This window comes from Eleftheria terrae, assembly GCF_030419005.1.
Lineage (GTDB): Bacteria > Pseudomonadota > Gammaproteobacteria > Burkholderiales > Burkholderiaceae_C > Caldimonas > Caldimonas terrae.
The window spans coordinates 4,781,584-4,797,917 of record NZ_CP106951.1 but is presented as its reverse complement, the minus strand read 5'-3'; the positions used below and the strand labels follow the sequence as shown (position 1 = coordinate 4,797,917).

At 64.7% G+C, this 16,334-nt stretch carries 12 protein-coding genes; 3 read left to right on the top strand and 9 right to left on the bottom strand.

The window, feature by feature from the left end; genetic code table 11:
- Position 1: 1 nt before the first annotated feature.
- On the top strand, positions 2-3,232 hold the full coding sequence (locus N7L95_RS21420; protein WP_301257274.1) for an AAA family ATPase: 3,231 nt from the start codon (positions 2-4) through the stop codon (positions 3,230-3,232).
- Between the two features lie 14 nt (positions 3,233-3,246).
- Positions 3,247-5,523 (top strand): AAA family ATPase, encoded by a 2,277-nt coding sequence (locus N7L95_RS21415; RefSeq protein WP_301257273.1) that lies wholly within the window; start codon positions 3,247-3,249, stop codon positions 5,521-5,523.
- A gap of 509 nt (positions 5,524-6,032) precedes the next feature.
- Here the strand turns inward: N7L95_RS21415 and N7L95_RS21410 are convergent.
- Positions 6,033-6,503, bottom strand: coding sequence for a hypothetical protein (locus tag N7L95_RS21410; RefSeq protein WP_301257272.1), 471 nt, complete (start codon positions 6,501-6,503; stop codon positions 6,033-6,035).
- Between the two features lie 470 nt (positions 6,504-6,973).
- On the opposite strand from N7L95_RS21410, the gene N7L95_RS21405 reads away from it, so the two are divergent.
- Positions 6,974-7,831, top strand: a complete 858-nt coding sequence (locus tag N7L95_RS21405; RefSeq protein WP_301257271.1) for a hypothetical protein — start codon at positions 6,974-6,976, stop codon at positions 7,829-7,831.
- Between the two features lie 790 nt (positions 7,832-8,621).
- Here the strand turns inward: N7L95_RS21405 and N7L95_RS21400 are convergent.
- From N7L95_RS21400 to N7L95_RS21365, 8 genes are all read right to left on the bottom strand, one after another.
- Entirely contained in the window at positions 8,622-9,260 is a 639-nt protein-coding gene (locus tag N7L95_RS21400) for a GAD-like domain-containing protein (RefSeq protein ID WP_301257270.1), read from the bottom strand.
- Positions 9,261-9,268: 8 nt separating this feature from the next.
- On the bottom strand, positions 9,269-10,531 hold the full coding sequence (locus tag N7L95_RS21395) for a DUF6861 domain-containing protein (RefSeq protein WP_301257269.1): 1,263 nt from the start codon (positions 10,529-10,531) through the stop codon (positions 9,269-9,271).
- Positions 10,532-10,833: 302 nt separating this feature from the next.
- Positions 10,834-12,156 (bottom strand): M12 family metallo-peptidase, encoded by a 1,323-nt coding sequence (locus tag N7L95_RS21390; protein ID WP_301257268.1) that lies wholly within the window; start codon positions 12,154-12,156, stop codon positions 10,834-10,836.
- A gap of 1,296 nt (positions 12,157-13,452) precedes the next feature.
- Positions 13,453-13,824, bottom strand: coding sequence for a hypothetical protein (locus N7L95_RS21385; RefSeq protein ID WP_301257267.1), 372 nt, complete (start codon positions 13,822-13,824; stop codon positions 13,453-13,455).
- Entirely contained in the window at positions 13,821-14,267 is a 447-nt protein-coding gene (locus N7L95_RS21380; protein WP_301257266.1) for a lysozyme, read from the bottom strand. Before N7L95_RS21380 ends, N7L95_RS21385 begins: the two co-directional genes overlap by 4 nt.
- A 20-nt stretch (positions 14,268-14,287) precedes the next feature.
- Entirely contained in the window at positions 14,288-14,569 is a 282-nt protein-coding gene (locus tag N7L95_RS21375) for a hypothetical protein (RefSeq protein WP_301257265.1), read from the bottom strand.
- A 61-nt stretch (positions 14,570-14,630) separates the two neighbouring features.
- Positions 14,631-15,056, bottom strand: a complete 426-nt coding sequence (locus tag N7L95_RS21370) for a hypothetical protein (protein ID WP_301257264.1) — start codon at positions 15,054-15,056, stop codon at positions 14,631-14,633.
- Complete coding sequence (locus N7L95_RS21365) at positions 15,057-16,214, bottom strand: carbohydrate binding domain-containing protein (protein ID WP_301257263.1); 1,158 nt, start codon at positions 16,212-16,214, stop codon at positions 15,057-15,059.
- Positions 16,215-16,334: the final 120 nt, after the last annotated feature.

Below are 16,334 nucleotides of genomic sequence, written 5' to 3'. Positions count from 1 at the left end.
CATGCTGAAGATTCCCGTCTTCGTGACCCACCGCAAGGACGCCGGCTACCGCCTGCGCTGCCTGTTCCTGCCGCAGCTGGACGCGGTCGCGCAGCGCTACGAGACGGCGCTGAACAAGCTGCGCCAGGTGGTGGTGCAGCACTTCCGTGGCGTGAAGAGCGAGCGCTCCACGCTGGACGAGCGGCTGTGGCTCACCTTTGCGCCGGAGCTGCGCTTCGAGCTGGTGCCGCTGGGTTTCGACACCGGGCGACGCTGGGTCGAGGGCGTCTTCGCGGCGGCCCACTTCAGCGTGGGCGAGCGCCGCTATGCCTGCCTGCCGCAGTTGGACGGCACGGTGGCCGACCTGGGCGAGCTGCACCTGGACAAGGCCCAGCGCACCGAACGGCTGGTGGCGCGCATCCAGGCCTACTTCCGCGAGCAGCGCAAGGAGCTGGGCGAGCGCTTCGACCCGCAACGCTACCTGGCGGCACCCAACGACGAGCTGGCGGAGCTGGAGCTGTCGCTGCACCTCGGGCATGGCCGCTTTCCCTTCGAAGGCGGCAACGAGCTGATGGCCGCGCTGCACGGCGACCCGATGGGCGACGGTGCGAGCGAGATCGTGCGGGTGGCGAGCGACCTCAACGAGCTGTACCCCGACGGGCTGTCCAGCGCCTTCCTGCGCGACGACGCGGTGCAGGCGCTGGAGCAGGCCATCTACCGGCCCGACGGCGGTGCGCTGGTGCTGGTGGGCCCGCGCGGCGCCGGCAAGACCACCTTGGTGCACGGTGCGCTGCGCCGCTACATGGCCGCGCACGCCGGGCAGGACCGAGCCCGGCTGCAGAAGATCTGGCAGCTCGATCCGATGCGGGTGATCTCGGGCATGAGCGTGGTCGGCCAGTGGCAGCGCCGCATGGCGGTGGTGCTGCAGCATGTGCAGTCGCGCCGGCAGGAGCCGTTCCGCATTGACCAACCCGACCATCTCTACTGCGACAACCTGGTGCCGCTGCTGTCCATCGGCCGCAGTTCGCAGAACCGGCTGACGCTGGCCGACGTGCTGCGCCCGCCCCTGGAGCGGCGCGCCTTCACGATGATCGGCGAGGCGACGCCCGAGGCGTGGCAGAAGGTGCAGCAGGGCGACCGCCGCTTCGCCGACCTGTTCCGCGTGATCCGGGTCGAGCCGCCGCCCCGGCAGGTGGCCATCCGCATCGTCGGCCGGCGCCGGGCCGAGCTCGAAGCGCAGCACGGCTGCCGCATCGACTCGGCGGCGGTGGCCGAGCTGCTGAAGATGGAGCGCCGCTTTGCTGGCGACGAGGTGCTGCCCGGCTCGGCGCTGCGGGTGCTCGACCGCCTCGCGGTGCGGCATGCACGGCAGTCGGTGGGCCGTGCCGAGGTGCTGGCGGCCTACACCGCCGCCTACCACTTCCGCGAGCGGCTGTTCTCGCGCCATGTGGGCCTGGCCCCGGTGGAGGCGCAGGCCCATTTCGAGCAGCGCCTGATCGGCCAGCCGGAGGCCTGCGCGCAACTGGTCGATGTGGTGGCCCTGGTGAAGTCGGGCCTGGCCGCGCCCGGCCGGCCGCTGTCGTCGCTGCTGTTCATCGGCCCCACCGGCGTGGGCAAGAGCGAGGCGGCCAAGCTGCTGGCCGACTACCTGTTCGAGGACGAAGGCGGCCTGGTTCGCTTCGACATGAACGAATACGTCGATGCCAGCGCCCTGGAGCGCCTGGTGGGCGATGCCGCACGGCCCGATGGCCAGCTCACGGCGGCCGTGCGGCAGCGGCGTGCCTGCGTGCTGCTGCTCGACGAGATCGAGAAAGCGCACCCCGCGGTGCACGACCTGCTGCTGCAGCTGCTCGGCGAAGGCCGGCTGACCGACGCGCTGGGCCGCACCACCGACTTCTCGCACTGCGTGGTGGTGCTGACGTCCAACCTGGGGGCCGCCGCAGCCCAGCGCCATACCGGCTTCATGCGCCAGGCCGCCGACGCGGCCCACAGCTACCGGGAGGCGGTGGAACGCTTCTTCCGGCCCGAGTTCCTCAACCGCATCGACCAGGTGGTGGGCTTCAAGCCCCTGGCAGCCGCGGACATGGCGGCGATTGCGCGACTGCAGCTGGAGCGGATCCTGTCGCGTGACGGCTTCCTGCGCCGGCTGAGCTTCCTGAACGTGTCGCCGCAAGGCTTGGAGCAGCTGGCCCGCCTGGGCCATGACGAAGCCTTGGGGGCCCGTGCGCTCAAGCGTGCCATGGAGCGGGCCCTCACCGGGCCCATTGCGCAGCGCCTGGCCGCCTCCCCGGTGGGCCAGCCGATGCTGCTGGACGTCGACTTGCAGGGCGGCCGGCTGGCCACCCGCGCCACGCTGCTCGACTATGCCGCGCTACAGCCGGTGGCCTTGCCGCAGGACAGCGCGTCCCCGGCGGCCTACCAGGCCTTGTCCGACCGCGCGCAGGCGCTGCACGAGCACCTGCGTGTCGAGCTGGACCGCGCGACCGACGCGGCCGTGTCGCTCGCACTGCGGGCGCTGCAGGTGCGGCTCGACCCGCTGCGCGACAGGCTGGCGCAGCGCTGCTGGGAACTGGCCGAGCAGCGCATAGCGACCGCCCGCCCGGTGGCCGCCCCCCAGCTGCGGCCGCGCGACTGGCGCGAGCAAGGCCGGCCGCTGGCCGACATGCTGTTTGCGCAGCACGACATCCGCGACTTCTTCGAGCAGGCACACAGCAGCGCCCGGCCGCTGCGCAAAGCAGAGGCGGAAGTGGTGCGCTGGCAGCTGGAGCTGGAGGGGCTGGCCCGCCGCGCGGCCAGCCTGCGGCGCCATGGCGTCGAGCGCGTCGGCATCGAAGTGGTGCCGTTGCAGAGCAGCGCGCCGCCCTCGGTGCTGGAGGCGGCCTGGGGCGACTATGCCGCCCTGCTCTTGCAGCTGGACGCGCACGAGTTGCCGTCGTCGAGCCCCGGCACGCGCTGCTTCGAGGGCACCGGCCTGCGCAAGGCCTTCGACCGGGAGTGCGGCGTTCATCTCTGGTACCTGGGCAGCGACCGACCGGTGCCGGTGGCCGTTCGCCTGCGGCCGCTGGAGGCCGGGGCGGCGCCGCCGATGCCCACCGAGATCATCCGCATCCGCCTTGAACCGACCCGCCCGGCCGAGCTCAGGCGCCTGACCGACCTGCGCTCCGGCTGGGTGCGCAAGTTCTCGGGCCCGCTGAGCGAAGACGACTGGCGACTGTTGCTGTGGGACGGCCACCAGGCCGACCTGGCGGCCTGAGGAGGAGCCACTGCATGGCCACATCGTCCTACCCCCTGCTGTGCTGGCAGACCGGCGAGGAGTCGGTCTTCGGGCTGCTGCTCGGCACCGGCCTGCAGGCCGTCGAGCGCAACCCGCGCCGGCTCAAGACCGCCCTGGCGGAGACCCTGCAGCGCGAGCGCGAACGCGGCCGCTGGGTGCCGGCGCCGGACATCGACGAGGCGCGGCTGAAGCTGCTGAACGTGAAGGTCAGCCTTGCCCACCGCACGCCAAAGGGCAGCTTCCCGGTGCCCGGCGCGAGCGACTTCACGGTGGCGGCGGTGTACGGCGCCAATGCCGCGGAGGGCTATTCGAAGTGCTATCTGCCCTACCTCGACGAGAGCTTCTACTACTACGACGACGCGCAGCTGCCGGTGCTGATCGAGCACTACACGCGCGACCGCCTGGACGGACTCCCACCCGAAGCCGCGCAGCGCTACCTGATGCCGACGCGTCCCTGGCTGGAGCAGCTGGAGTGGCGCCACGATGATCGCGGCGCGGACAGCCGCGGCCTGCCCCGCCACCTGCGCGACGCGCACAGCCAGCTCGAGCTGGTGGCCGACCGCCTGCCCGAGCCGGGCGGGCGACGCGGCCAGCATGTGTTCCCCGAGACCGCATGGGAGCAGGGCGCACTGCTGGATGAGCTGGTGGCGCGCTTGCTGCGCGGCGGCAACCTGCTGCTGGTGGGCGAGCCGGGGGTGGGCAAGAGCGTGGCCATCATGGAGGCGATCCGCAAGGCCCACCGCCTGGCTGCCGGACGCGAGGCGCAGCAGCCCACCTTCTGGCGCAGCCATGCCGAGCGCCTGATCGGCCGCGCCAAGTACCTGGGCGAGTGGCAGGCGCTGTGCGACCAGCTGGTGCAGTGGCTGGAGCTGTCGCAAGGCGTGCTGTGGCTCACGGATTTCGTGAACCTGCTGCAGACCGGCGGCGAGAATGCCGAGGATTCGATGGCCGCCTACCTGCTGCCGGCGCTGCGGCGGGGCACGCTGCGGCTGGTGGGCGAGGCCACCCCGGGTGAGCTGGAGACCGCGCGGCGCCGGCTGCCCAGCTTCATCGACTGCTTCGAGCCGCTGTCGCTGCCCGAGATGGACGGCAGCCGCGCGCGCCGGGTGCTGGAGCTGTTTGCCGGCCATGCCAAGGCTGCGTTGTCGGTGGAGATGGACGCCGCGGCCCTCGACACCGGCTATCGGCTGTTGAACCGGTATGTGCGCTATGAGCGCTTCCCGGGCAAGGCGGTGAAATTCTTCGGCGAATGCGTGCGCGGCGCGCTGGCCGACGGCATGCCGGTGGTGACCGAGGCGGCCGCCATCGCGCAGTTCGCCCGCACCACCGGCCTGCCGGAGACCTTCCTGCGTGACGACCAACCGCTGGACGAGGCCGCGGTGCACGGCTTCTTCGCCCGGCGGCTGTTCGGGCAGGACGCCGCCATCGAGCAGCTGAAGGAGGTGGTGTACCTCTTCAAGGCCGGCCTGAACGACCCGGCCAAGCCCATGGCCACCCTGCTGTTCGCCGGCCCCACCGGCGTGGGCAAGACGGCCGCCGCCAAGGCGCTGGCGGCCTACTTCTTTGGCGCGGGCGGGGGCAGTGACCCGCTGTTTCGCATCGACATGAGCGAGTTCCAGCACAGCTTCCAGGTGGCGCGCCTGGTGGGCAGTGGCGACCGGCCCGGCAAGCTGGTGGAGCATGTGCGCCAGCGGCCGTTCTCGGTGGTGCTGCTCGACGAGATCGAGAAGGCCGACCCATCGGTGTTCGACCTGTTGCTGGGGGTCCTGGACGAAGGCCGGCTGAGGGACAGCCGCGGCCGGGTCACCGACTTCCGCTCCAGCCTGATCGTGATGACCACCAACCTGGGCGTGCGGCAGGGCGCGTCGCTGGGCTTCATGGACGACGACGGCGCGGCGGGCACGCTGCAGGGCATCCGGCAGTTCTTCCGGCCGGAGTTCTTCAATCGCATCGACCGGGTGGTGCCCTTTGCGCCCCTGTCCCGGGCGGCGATCGAGGCGATTGCGCAGCAGGAGCTGGAGGCGGTGGGCGACCGGGAGGGGCTGCGGCGGCGCGGCATCCGGTTGAGGTTCTCGCCGGAGCTGGTGGCATTCGTCGCCGCGGTGGGCTTCAGCCCTCGGTATGGCGCACGGCCGCTGCAACGGGTGGTGGAGCAGCGGGTGGTGGCGGCGGTGGCGCGAGCGTTGTTTGGGGGCGTGGAGGACCGGGCTGTGCTGGAAGTGGGCGTGGTGGCGGATGAGGTGGTGGTGACGGTGCGTCGCGGCGAGTGAAGGCGATCGAGGAATGCCACCCCCGCGGCGCAGGATGGCAGAAGGCTGATATGCCGTGCCGTACCCAATCCGCGGGCACCGGGCGCTGCCGGGCACCGTCAGTCGTCATCCTCGTCGTCGCGCCTCCTGTCGCCGCCCGCCACTGAAGCAGCGGCCCTGCAAAACACTGAGGCTGCGGCAGAAGCGAACAGGGCTCTCCTCGACCGCATGGGGTCGCCGGGCGTTCTGATTTCCGGGGACATTTTCCGGCTCAGTCCCGCGTGCGTTTGTGGGACGGAGCGGCGCCTCAGCGCGGTCGATGCATTCGATCCGCCCGTCCTGCGTTCGCGCAATCGGCCTGCTTCGCCGTTGCCGAACGACGCCCTTGACCTTGCAAGTTGAAGTCGACTCGCCAATCCAGAAGCGGGAAAAGGCGGTCCTTTGGCGCTCCATGCGCCCTGGCTGATGTCCTGCCGCTGCCCATCGTGGTCAACGCCATGCGGTCCCAGGAACTGCGACCGAACTGTGGGTCAGAACTGTGAATCCAAAGCCGGTGACGGCGGCGTCACATACCCACTGCACATCTCCGTGATGGTGGCAGGCGCTCCCGACTGAAGGCACACCTGCTCGACCAGAGAAATTGCTGCCAGGATCGGGACGTTTGCTTCTGCGACGCGTGGTGTTCTGAACTGCGCCTCCCTGATGTCGCTGATCGACCGCCCAGGGAAACTGGTCTTCAGGAGACCGTCCAACCCTTTGATCAGGAGAATGGCCTGGCGAGATGAAGGGCGGGCCCGACTGCCATCGATCGAGATTCCCTTCAAGTAACCGTCAACGGAAAGGTGAGATCTAATTTTCCTGATGGCGCCGGCGCAGCTGACTTCCAACTCCACAGACCCGCCATCGGCATGGATACTTCCGTGCCTGATGGCAAAGATTTTTCCACACTGAGGCTGAACTGCAAAAGCGTTCGCAGCAATCAGCGAGCTGACGATCAGCAACGCCGCATTGATTCGATTCCCACAAATACACATCATTCACAACCCCTCGCATAGATCGTTCTTTTGGCAAGGCGACTCTTCCGCGAATGGTAACGCCGAGCTTGTCGGGTCATGTCGACGACTTGTTGAACAGGTGGCTTGTTCTCAGATGCCGCACGAGGGCCACTAAGGTGCTTAACGAATACTGCTGGCAACACTGCCGGCGCGTAGGCACGGATCGCTTATAGACGGCGCCAACTTCACACCCACTTCACTCTGGGCACCTAAAGTGAGCTGAAAGCCGGGCCTCACGTTGCCTCTATGGATCGGCTACCGCTGCAACTAAACAGAGGCACTTCGTCAATCGCCTAACAATCAAATTAGGAAAGTTGACAGGTTTCAAGCAAAGACCGAGAAAAACATACTCTCCCGCTTCCCTGTCTTTAGACCGCCAGAAACCGAACATCGCCTAACATGCCAGGAGCCGCAGAATGAGATCATTCTCCGCAGCCGCAGTTGTGACTTTATGTCTACTCGCGCAGGAAAGTCTTGCGGGTCTGCCATTCCATCCTCAGCCGACGTCGTCTGTAAGTGGCGAGGACCTTCCGAAGGATGGCTTTACGCGCCTGAGACTCAGCCTGTCTAGCAACGATGCAAATAGTCAAAGCGGAATACGGCTCGGCCAGGTTGCAGTCTGCTCGGAATCGGCTTGTTATCAAGCAAACACGCCGCAAACAGTCAGCCTAAAAAACTCTACCCAGGGGCTCGGCACCCTCGTTGCCGACATAGTTGTGCCGCTTATAGAAATTCGATCGGTCCATTTTGGATCGACGACAGGTCAGAAATCAGTGCTGGGCGACTTAAAACTACAGACTTCGTTGAAACTGGAAGCGGATTACAGAGGCGCAGAGATTGCAGTAGTGCTCGAGAAAACTGACCAACCTGGCCGCCAATTATACGCACCAATATCCGCCGCCACGAACCTCTGGCACCCGGAAGGCACTCGCGTTTACTACAACCCGAAGTTCGCGACGACCGCCAATCTCCCCCTAGGAGTGACGCTGCACATTCCTGAGAAGGCCACTGAATCGCCACATATTTTTCATCTTTCTGTTCACAAGGCAGGCGGCGCCTTCCCGATGATCGACATCTTCCCTCAGGTGAAGCTTTCGAAAGAGGCAACCATCACCATGTCGAGAATCGAGCGGCCGCAACCCGCAGATAGACAAGCGAAACTCGAAACTCTGGACCTCGTGCCGCCTGAGACCGGGGCAGCACCTCGCGGTAACAAAAACCGCAAGAAGAAATCTTTCAAAGTTTTTGATACCGGGCTGATTAATGGCGACTAATCCAGCGCTGCGCTGGCAAAGCGTTGATCTACAACAGCTCACCGTGCTGGTCCGAGAAGCAAGGGTCCTTGGTCGAGACAAGGCGCGAACAAAGACAGCAGTAGAGCGGCTGGTCGAGCTGAACGCGAGGGCCGCTCAGGTCCTTGAACGGCAGCACACGCGAACGCAGCTGCAGAAGCACGGACGGGTCTTTGCGACGCCAGGGCAGCCCGAGAAGCCGTGGCACGACGAACCGCTGCAGTGGAGGGCCTGAAATGCTTTCCTGCGCCGGTGCGGCGTCCGGTATCGAGCCCCAAAGGAGTGCCGCGACACCAGCGTCACCTTGGCCCTACAGGCCGGCGCCGATCCTGTGTGGGTCGCTCGTCAGCACGGACGCAGCATCCAGGTGATGATGCGCGACTATGCAGGCGTCATTCCTAAAGCCGACCGTGGACGCAACCTCGCAGCGGTGAACAGAGCCCTTGCTGAGCAGGCTCCAACAGCGAATTCCGCAGTAGAACCGCAGTAGCAGACGCCGGAAAAAGAAAAAGCCGTTGAAACTCAACGGCTTGATCTGTCTTGGCGGAAAGGGAGGGATTCGAACCCTTTTCTAGCCCACGTCAACCCACTCAAGCCCTGGCATTCTTAGGTGCCCCGTCGGAAAAGGACGGGCGAAAGCGGGCTGAAGCGGGCTCATTCCGCAGTGAATTCCGCAGTAGCCGTCCTACCGCTGGCCGCGGCGGCCCCATCCGAACCCGCTCCGTGAAGGCAAGCAGCACGTCCCGGCCGAGGTGCTGTAGCACCCGAGCCGCTAGGACTGTATCCCGGGCAGGCGATGAATCCGCAGAGGCACTAGCTGCGCGAGAAACACGAGATGTTCGATCGCCTTAACGCGCTTGAGTGTTGTCAGAGAACCATTTCCGCCCATAGCACGCGCCGGGACAAATCCATACATTTCGTCGCTGCTGAGCCTCCCTAGTCGTTCCAGCGCCCGCTCGAAGAGCGGCTCACCGGAGTCGTCGTCGCAGTCATTTCTGTCTTGATCCTGCCGGGAGAAAAAGGCACGGATGCCAAGATCCTCCTTTTCACCAGTCAGCCGGGCGCTACCGAGATACGCTGTTGCATGCACCGCGTCAATGCTCAAAGCCACCCCTGTCTCGCGGCCCCAGAAATGCAACCTCCCGAACGCGCCGCGTCCAATCACATAGAAGCTATCCTCCTGCGCAAGAGGAGTGCGATCGATCCACGCTTTCACTACCGGCTGATACTCCTCCGGATCGACGACCCAGAACACTCCGCTTCCGTATCCGGCCCATCCATATTCCTTCCAGTACGTCAGCAGCTGAGACGGTAGCACTCCTGTGTACTTCTCAATAACTTGCTTCGGAACAAGACGTGCGCTTACCGGCGGTCCGATGTTTTCCAGGAAGAACTCGAAATCTTCATCCATCTGATGCCCTATTTACAACGGTGCAACTTGGCATGCATGAGCGTTTTTGCTCGGTCGCCTTTCGGCACATTCTCGGCCGCTCGGTCTAAGTCTTCAATTCGTGATGCCCATTGGGCACCGATCCTTGAATTGACGTCGCTGTCGCCCATATCTGTGATCCAGTCACGGCCTCCCGCCTTCATGTCGGGGTTGTGAAGAGCGGCCAAAGTGGACATTTGCTCTTTCGCCACTTCAATCGCCTTTGCCTTTGCCGCTTTCGGGCTCATTCCCTCTGCCCTGAACTTGTCAGTGAGGTCGTCCTGAAGGGCTCTACGGTACGCGTTGCGCGCGCTTCGCGCGATCTGCGGATCTCGAACAGACTCGCCCTCCTCAAATGCGCGTCGGCCCTCAAGGTATTCGGCAACGGTCATGTCGTTCAAGCCACGTTCTTGGCCGCCTAGCTGCCGGTCGAACTCGGGAATCATAGACTCCGGTAGGTCGTTCGACTCGAAGCACGGCACCTTCTTCTCGGGCATGCGCCTCGGCCCGCTGGGTGTGCCATCGGGCTCCTTCGGGCCTCGGGGCGGCGGGGGAGGCGGTGGCGGTATGGCGCCCTTGCCCCCGCCGCCCGCGGCACTGCCATTGGCGCTGCGATAGTTCAACCCTGGGTGGCCCGCCAGCTGCTTCTCGTTCGCTACCAGCCAGTCAGCGACCCTCGGCCCGAGCCGGGGGCTCTCTCGGATCTCGCGCAGCAGCTGCGCCTTGTCGCCTCTACCGCGCGTCAGGTACTCCGAGAGGGCCATCAGGACCGCCATGACAAGGATGACGTGGCCTTGCGCGAACTGACCGGCGGCGAAGCTTACGGCGTTGTCCTCGCCCACAAAGGCGTAGTCCCTCGAACGCATGCCAGTACCCGGTGGCGGCCCCCAGCACGCGCGGAAGCCGTCCTCATAGCACCGGAAGGCATCGGGCAACGAGTCGGCTAGGTACTCCACCAATGAGGCGAGCCCCAGGAGGCCGAGAATCCACACACCGGCCTTCGCGCCTAGGCCGGCGCCAATGCCGGCCCCCGGTACCGCGCCCACGCCACCAGCAAAGAAGCCCGCGACGCCACCCGCCACGCCGCCGACCACGACTGAACCGCCGTAGTACAAAGCAATGTCCTTGCAGGCCTCAATGAGGATGTCGAGGATCATCGACACCTCCAGGCCGGCCAGGCGGTTGACCACAATGCGGCGGGTCTCTTCACCCGACCTGTACAGCGCTTCTGTGACGCGATCCACGCGGCTCATCTGCCGGTCCATGAACCGCGCCGCGCTGTTCACCTGGTCACGCAGTGCACGCCCCCAGTGGTCGAAGGCATAGCCTCCAGTGGAGCTGTGGCCTCGCCGTAGCTCTTCTTCCTTGTACCGCAGCTCACTCAATAAGCTGAAGCGGTTGAAACCCCTGCCTACCATCGCATCGCTGCCTCCCACAGCTGAGCGCCGCCCCAGGAAGGTGTGTCAGCGCGGCGGCGAGTATGGCAACCTGTCCAGCAGTCGCTGTGACCGACTGTTAAGCGCGCGCTGCCCGCATGCAGGCAGCAATCACAGATTCACTGAACAATGAATGGCACGACCGCAGCTACTGCGACAGCCGCTCGCTTTGACTTCGGCCTCGGTTGCTGAGGCGTGCCGCCGTTCGGCTTGGTTCGAAATGCCGCCACGTAAGAGGCCTTCTCGTTCAGAAAGCGCGCAACGTCGCCGTTGCTGTCGTTACCGCAGGCGAAACCCTGACAGTCGCGTCTCGGGCTAGAGAAAACAGATATCTTTTTACTCCAACAAGTGGACCCGTTATTGCCAAAAGTGCACTTGTGCACTCGTGGCGTTGCCATAATCGTACTGAAGCATGGCGCGCAGGATGGTGCATCATTGTAGGTGCTGTCCCGAAAACCGTGCGCATATAGCGGAGGCTGGGAGTAATCATCCTCGTGCATCGCGCCAAACAGGTGCCCGATTTCATGACCTAAGGTCAAATCGCCGACCATGCAATTGATATCGACGATCACATATGCATCCGACGCCGGCACGGCGAGGCCTCTCGCCTCCCCGCATGTCGGAGGTGTTGCCACCAGCACGCCGATGTCTGCACCCGATGCATCGCGACGGCGCCGAACCTCTTCCATCAGAGAGAACTCCCGCAGAACGTCAGTAGGCTTCTTGCCTGCCTCACTCAAGGGTATTTCGAAAATATCGACGGCGGAAGCCTTGATATTCACGCGACTTGCGGCATAAGCTTTGTTAAGCTCATTAACTGCGATCGCCACGTCGCGTTTCATATCGTCCGTACTAGCCCTTGCGCGGGGAGTAAAAGCAAATAGCAGATCCAGCTGCACGGGTTTTGCAGCGCTGCTGACGGAGGAGGCTTTTGCGGCAGCAGAAGCGGGCGGTGCCGAAGGCGTAGGCAGCGGCTTTGGATTGTCCGACTCTTGTGGAAGTCTGCGGGGGTCCATGCGGGTAAGCGCATATGACCCGTCGTCAAGCGCCGTCACGATGTAGACGTCATGCGAGCGCACCCGCCCGCCCCAAATCCGGTCTCCTTTAACTAGAAAGAGAGCGTCGTCGCCGTCCTGTGTGCGGGCCGACCAAGAGAAGCCGCCGTCCTCAAGCGGTTCGCGTTTCCCTCCCTTGAAGACGATTACCCGCCCTGGAGCAAGCTCAACCCGCACTTCGTCAGCCTGTAAAGCGCTCACGTCAATGTTAAGAACTCGAACATCGACAGTAGTACGCTTTGCTTTCAAGGCCTTCAGTTTGTCGTTCACCTCCGTGGATAGCGCCTTACGGGCGGTATCCACGGGCAGAAACAAACTTTTGGCCTGTGCCATTGCCACCTGAGAAACGATGCACAAAAGAAGTGCAGCAAAATATTTAATCATCATCCCTAAGCAAATAAGCCACGCCTCACCTGAAGGCCAGCTTGGCGCCGGCCTTCACCAGCTCAACCTTACGGAGCGATGGAGAGCGAGTCCACTATAGGGCGCTTCCAGTCGTCGCATTCCACAACTGCAACATCGACCTTCTTATCGAGCGAGAACGCTGTCAAAGCCAGGCTGTATTGTTGCCGACCTTTCTCCGTATTTGCTTTGATTCGAAAATACGTTGGCCCCGCTGGTGCACCGCACTGGGCGGACGGGTTCCCGCCGCTTAGGATGTAGACCCTCCCCTCACTGTCGCCCCCTTCAACGATGATGGAGGCGATCGGGACGGCCCCGAAGGCGAAAGAACTGACCGACATAGCGACAACAGCGAACAAGGACCGAATATACATAGCACCAGGAAGTTAAATAGTAGATTTCGCCTATATGGCGTACCGGAGCGAGCTGCCAGGAAAATACAAGGCTACCGCTTATTGATATACCGCCAGAGCGTCGACAAGGGGCCTCTTGTCCTTGTCGCACCCTTTGAATGTGGCGCGCATTTGCTTCCCCATTGAAAGCGCCATTAACGCTAGAGCGTATTGGTGACGCCCTTTCTGCGAATCCATCCTCAACACGAACACTCGGCTCCCCTCGGACGCCTTCGCGAGGGTAGGAACCGGATCAGCGCAGAATTTCGTAGAGGAATACACCTCTACCGCGACAGTATCACCTTCCGGCACTAAAGAGATTACACCGGATCTTTCACTCCAGTCCGCAGAGACGGCGTTGGAACCAGCCAGCGTCACAACCAACCCCATGAGGAATGGCTCAATTTTCATAACAAGTTCTTCGTTGAAAAACGATTCCCACAAGAATGACAACACCTCTCAATGGATAACTGGGAGGCGGGAAGAAAGCCCAGATTGGGTATTCGGCGCGGTGCCCTGAAAGGAGATTTTCCGGGCAACGAACCAGTTTGAGGAAGCCCCCTCCTATTGGGGACATCCGAAACGGTGACCTCTTACATATTGACGTTGACTATTCACTTCACCGCGGCGTCACGGGTCCGCGATGTAGATCTCGATCCAGCCGCGAGCGGCATTGCTGTCAGGCACAGCAATGGATGCGGCGCATTCCGGCAGTTGTTTTCACAGAAATCGCGACCAAGGGGCGCCCCCCGCTAATCGCAGAGCCTTGGGGCCGCGATGCGCGTGAAGCGCTGGGCCTGAAGGTCAGGGAGCAAGAGCGGCAGCCCGGCACCGGTCGTAGAGACTGGCCATCTCCTGCGCCTTCATCACCCAGGCACCAAACGAATCCTCAGTGAGCGGGGTTCGCGGCGGGCAGCTGGCCACTACCAGCGGGCTGGGCCGGCTCGGCGCCCGGTAGGGTGCTGTTGAACAGCCGCACAGCATCAGGGCCAGAACGGCAGTCGCGGTAAACGGTCTTGGTGCGTACTTCATGCTCCAGCTTCTGATGAACGGTGGTGTGCTGCACCGTGATGTTGGAAATCGCCTTGGCAGCCGCGTCGATGGCGGCATCGCGGGCGACCTGGGCCACCCTCTCTTCCCGGGCCTTCGCGGCTTCGCAGGCGTCCTGCCCGACAGTGCGGCCGTAGACGAATGCACCGGCAGCGCTGGCCACCCACAGGGCCCCAGCAGCGAGCAGCAGGTAGGGGGCGGCCGGGCTCATGACACCCGCCCCTCGCACATGGCCCGCTCATGCGCGCGCCGCCGCACCAGGCCGGGCAGCTGCTGACCACCGGCCCACACCCAGCGCGACAGCTCAGCGCAGGCTCCGGCCAGGTCCCCCGCGTTCGCTTTCCTGGCCAGGGTCGAGGCACAGAACTTCTCTCGGCCCACGTTGAAGGCGAAGCTGATAAACGCCGCCTTCTCATGCGGCCGCAGCGGCTGCTTGATGCAGGCAATGTCCGCCTCGGCCTCCAGCAGGTCGATGTACATCAGCTCGTCGCACTGATCCGGCGTGAACTGCTGGCCCATTCGCAGCTCCGGGCCGGTGTGGCCCCGGCAAGCCGTGAGGATGCCCACCGGGTCACGGTAGGTGCGCGGCACCGTCCCCTCGAACGTCACCACGCTAGAAACGGCAAGGGCCGCAACTGCGGCCCCTGCTCTCATCAAGAACTTCTGTTTTGGCGTCATCGCGGACCGAACCCTCCCCCCTTGAATGCCGACCAGGCGCCGGCCAGCGCGGCGATTGCGGCCGCGATGTAGCCAATCGGTCGGGCGACTGTGCCGATCCAGTTGAAGACCCTGAAGGCCCCCTTCACGCTGCTGAAAAACTCGACCAGCTCGCCGGTGTTCGCTTCCACCCGGCGGGTCGCCTCCGTGTTCTCCTGCATGCCGGCTTCCAGCCGCTCGACCCGGGCCACCAGGTCGGCCGGATCGAAGCCGCTGCCCTCCTTGTTCGTTTGGGCCATGGGCCCCTCCTTCTGTCGTTGGTGTGAGGTGTCCAGACGTCTGGACACGATGCGATCCGGCTCAAGCCGGCCGCGTGGGCGCTCCCGGCAGCAGAGCCAGCAGCTCGCTTACGGTAGGAACAGGGCGCCGGCCCGCCTGCACCTCGGCCACCAGCTCATGGCAGCGCGCCCACACTTGGGACCGCCAGGCACGCAGCGCCCGGCCCTCGGCCTGGAAGCGCGGCACGCTGGGTTCCTCGCCGTAGGTCACGGCTGTAAAGATGCTGTCGTAGCCCCAGCGGCCGGCCTGCGCGTCCAGGTGCACCTGCACGGCGGCTTCCAGCTGGGCGGCCTGGTCCTCGATCACCGGTGACGGCGGCGCCTCCGGCTCGTGCCCCGCCTGGAGCCATTCCTGGTACTCCTGCCAATCCCGGTTCCCGGCGTCGTCGGGGATGTAGGCCCCATCGCTCAGCCGGATCACAAATCCGTTTGCATTCAGTCGGTACATTCACAGCTCCGCAGAGGCGTAGAGAAGCCCGTTCACGATGGAGTCGCCCGTGCTGCCCACGTCGGCCCGCAGGCTGCCGCCAAAGGGCGAGACATCGAACAGCTGGGCATTGCCCGCGTTCGCATAGGTCACCGCGACGGTTACGGTGGGGGTCACGCGCTTTTCCACTCGAAAGTTGAAGGCCGTCCCGTTGGTCTGCGAACCGGCGCCGCACTGCGCCCGGTGGTAGACCTGCAGGGCTTCGTAGTAGCGCTGACACAGGGCCAGCTCGACCTGTAGCGGCCGCAGCTCGAAGGGCGTGGCGTGCCCGCCCTCCTCCACCTGCACACCGGTCACCTGGAAGGTGAACACCGTGTTCGGCGAGAAGTTATAGGTGAGGTGCAAGCAGTCGCCGCTGGTTCCCAGCACCTTGCCTGTGATGGGTGGCACCGTCACCGTGAAGACGTAGCGCTGCCAGCTGGTTGTCAGGGCCAGGTTGGTCGCTACGTTGGTGAAGACGGTGGCCGAGGGCGAGCCACCCGCACCGAAGTACTGCCCGAGCGCGATGTTCGGCAGGGTCAAGGGCGCCGAGGCGCGGGCATAGAAGCTCACGGTGACGGTCTTCCCCGCCAAGGTCCGCACCCGCTCGATGTTCTGCGTCAGCGCCGTGAAGGTGGCGCCGCTGCCCGCGGCCGTCTGAGCGAACTGCAGGTAGTGCACCGCCTCGCCGGCCACCGTGTCGCCCACCGCGAAGGACTGGCGGGAGATGACGCGGGTGGCGCCCGTGCCGTCATGGTCCACCCGCCAGCGGTCGGCGGTGTAGGCATAGGGCACCGGATTGGTGAAGCTGGTGCCCCGTTGCCACACGTCCATGTTGCCGTTGATGATCTTGTTGCGGAAGCCCATCGCGCCAGTGCGCGCGGCCAGGCCGGCCGGCGTGACGGCCCGCGCCGTGTCGGTGCCCGCCTGCGCCTCGGCCACGGTGGCCAGCTCTACCAGGCCGCGCGCCGCCGCACTTGCGTCCGGCACGCCCAGGGCTTCACGGGCGGCCGCCTTGTTGCTGCTGTCGGTGCCCAGCAAGTCGGCCAGGAACTGCCGCAGCGCCGCGAAGTTGCCTTTCTGCTGGGCGGCGGTGGTGGCGCCGCTGATGAGGGCGGCTTCAGTTGGAAGGAGTGCCATATGGATGAATGAGGTGGTAGAGGAGGCTCCCGGCTTGGTGTGCACCGATCTGACATGAGGCAAACCGGCGGAGGTGACGCACCGCTTGCGACGTACTACATTCACACCTGCCGGCACATG

What these genes read in the sequence shown, in the direction of transcription:
- N7L95_RS21420 (WP_301257274.1), top strand. Translation starts at nt 2, where the DNA reads ATGCTGAAGATTCCCGTCTTCGTGACCCACCGCAAGGACGCCGGCTAC.
- N7L95_RS21415 (WP_301257273.1), top strand. Translation starts at nt 3,247, where the DNA reads ATGGCCACATCGTCCTACCCCCTGCTGTGCTGGCAGACCGGCGAGGAG.
- N7L95_RS21405 (WP_301257271.1), top strand. Translation starts at nt 6,974, where the DNA reads ATGAGATCATTCTCCGCAGCCGCAGTTGTGACTTTATGTCTACTCGCG.
- N7L95_RS21400 (WP_301257270.1), bottom strand. Translation starts at nt 9,260, where the DNA reads ATGGATGAAGATTTCGAGTTCTTCCTGGAAAACATCGGACCGCCGGTA.
- N7L95_RS21395 (WP_301257269.1), bottom strand. Translation starts at nt 10,531, where the DNA reads ATGAGCCGCGTGGATCGCGTCACAGAAGCGCTGTACAGGTCGGGTGAA.
- N7L95_RS21390 (WP_301257268.1), bottom strand. Translation starts at nt 12,156, where the DNA reads ATGATGATTAAATATTTTGCTGCACTTCTTTTGTGCATCGTTTCTCAG.
- N7L95_RS21385 (WP_301257267.1), bottom strand. Translation starts at nt 13,824, where the DNA reads ATGAGCCCGGCCGCCCCCTACCTGCTGCTCGCTGCTGGGGCCCTGTGG.
- N7L95_RS21380 (WP_301257266.1), bottom strand. Translation starts at nt 14,267, where the DNA reads ATGAGAGCAGGGGCCGCAGTTGCGGCCCTTGCCGTTTCTAGCGTGGTG.
- N7L95_RS21375 (WP_301257265.1), bottom strand. Translation starts at nt 14,569, where the DNA reads ATGGCCCAAACGAACAAGGAGGGCAGCGGCTTCGATCCGGCCGACCTG.
- N7L95_RS21370 (WP_301257264.1), bottom strand. Translation starts at nt 15,056, where the DNA reads ATGTACCGACTGAATGCAAACGGATTTGTGATCCGGCTGAGCGATGGG.
- N7L95_RS21365 (WP_301257263.1), bottom strand. Translation starts at nt 16,214, where the DNA reads ATGGCACTCCTTCCAACTGAAGCCGCCCTCATCAGCGGCGCCACCACC.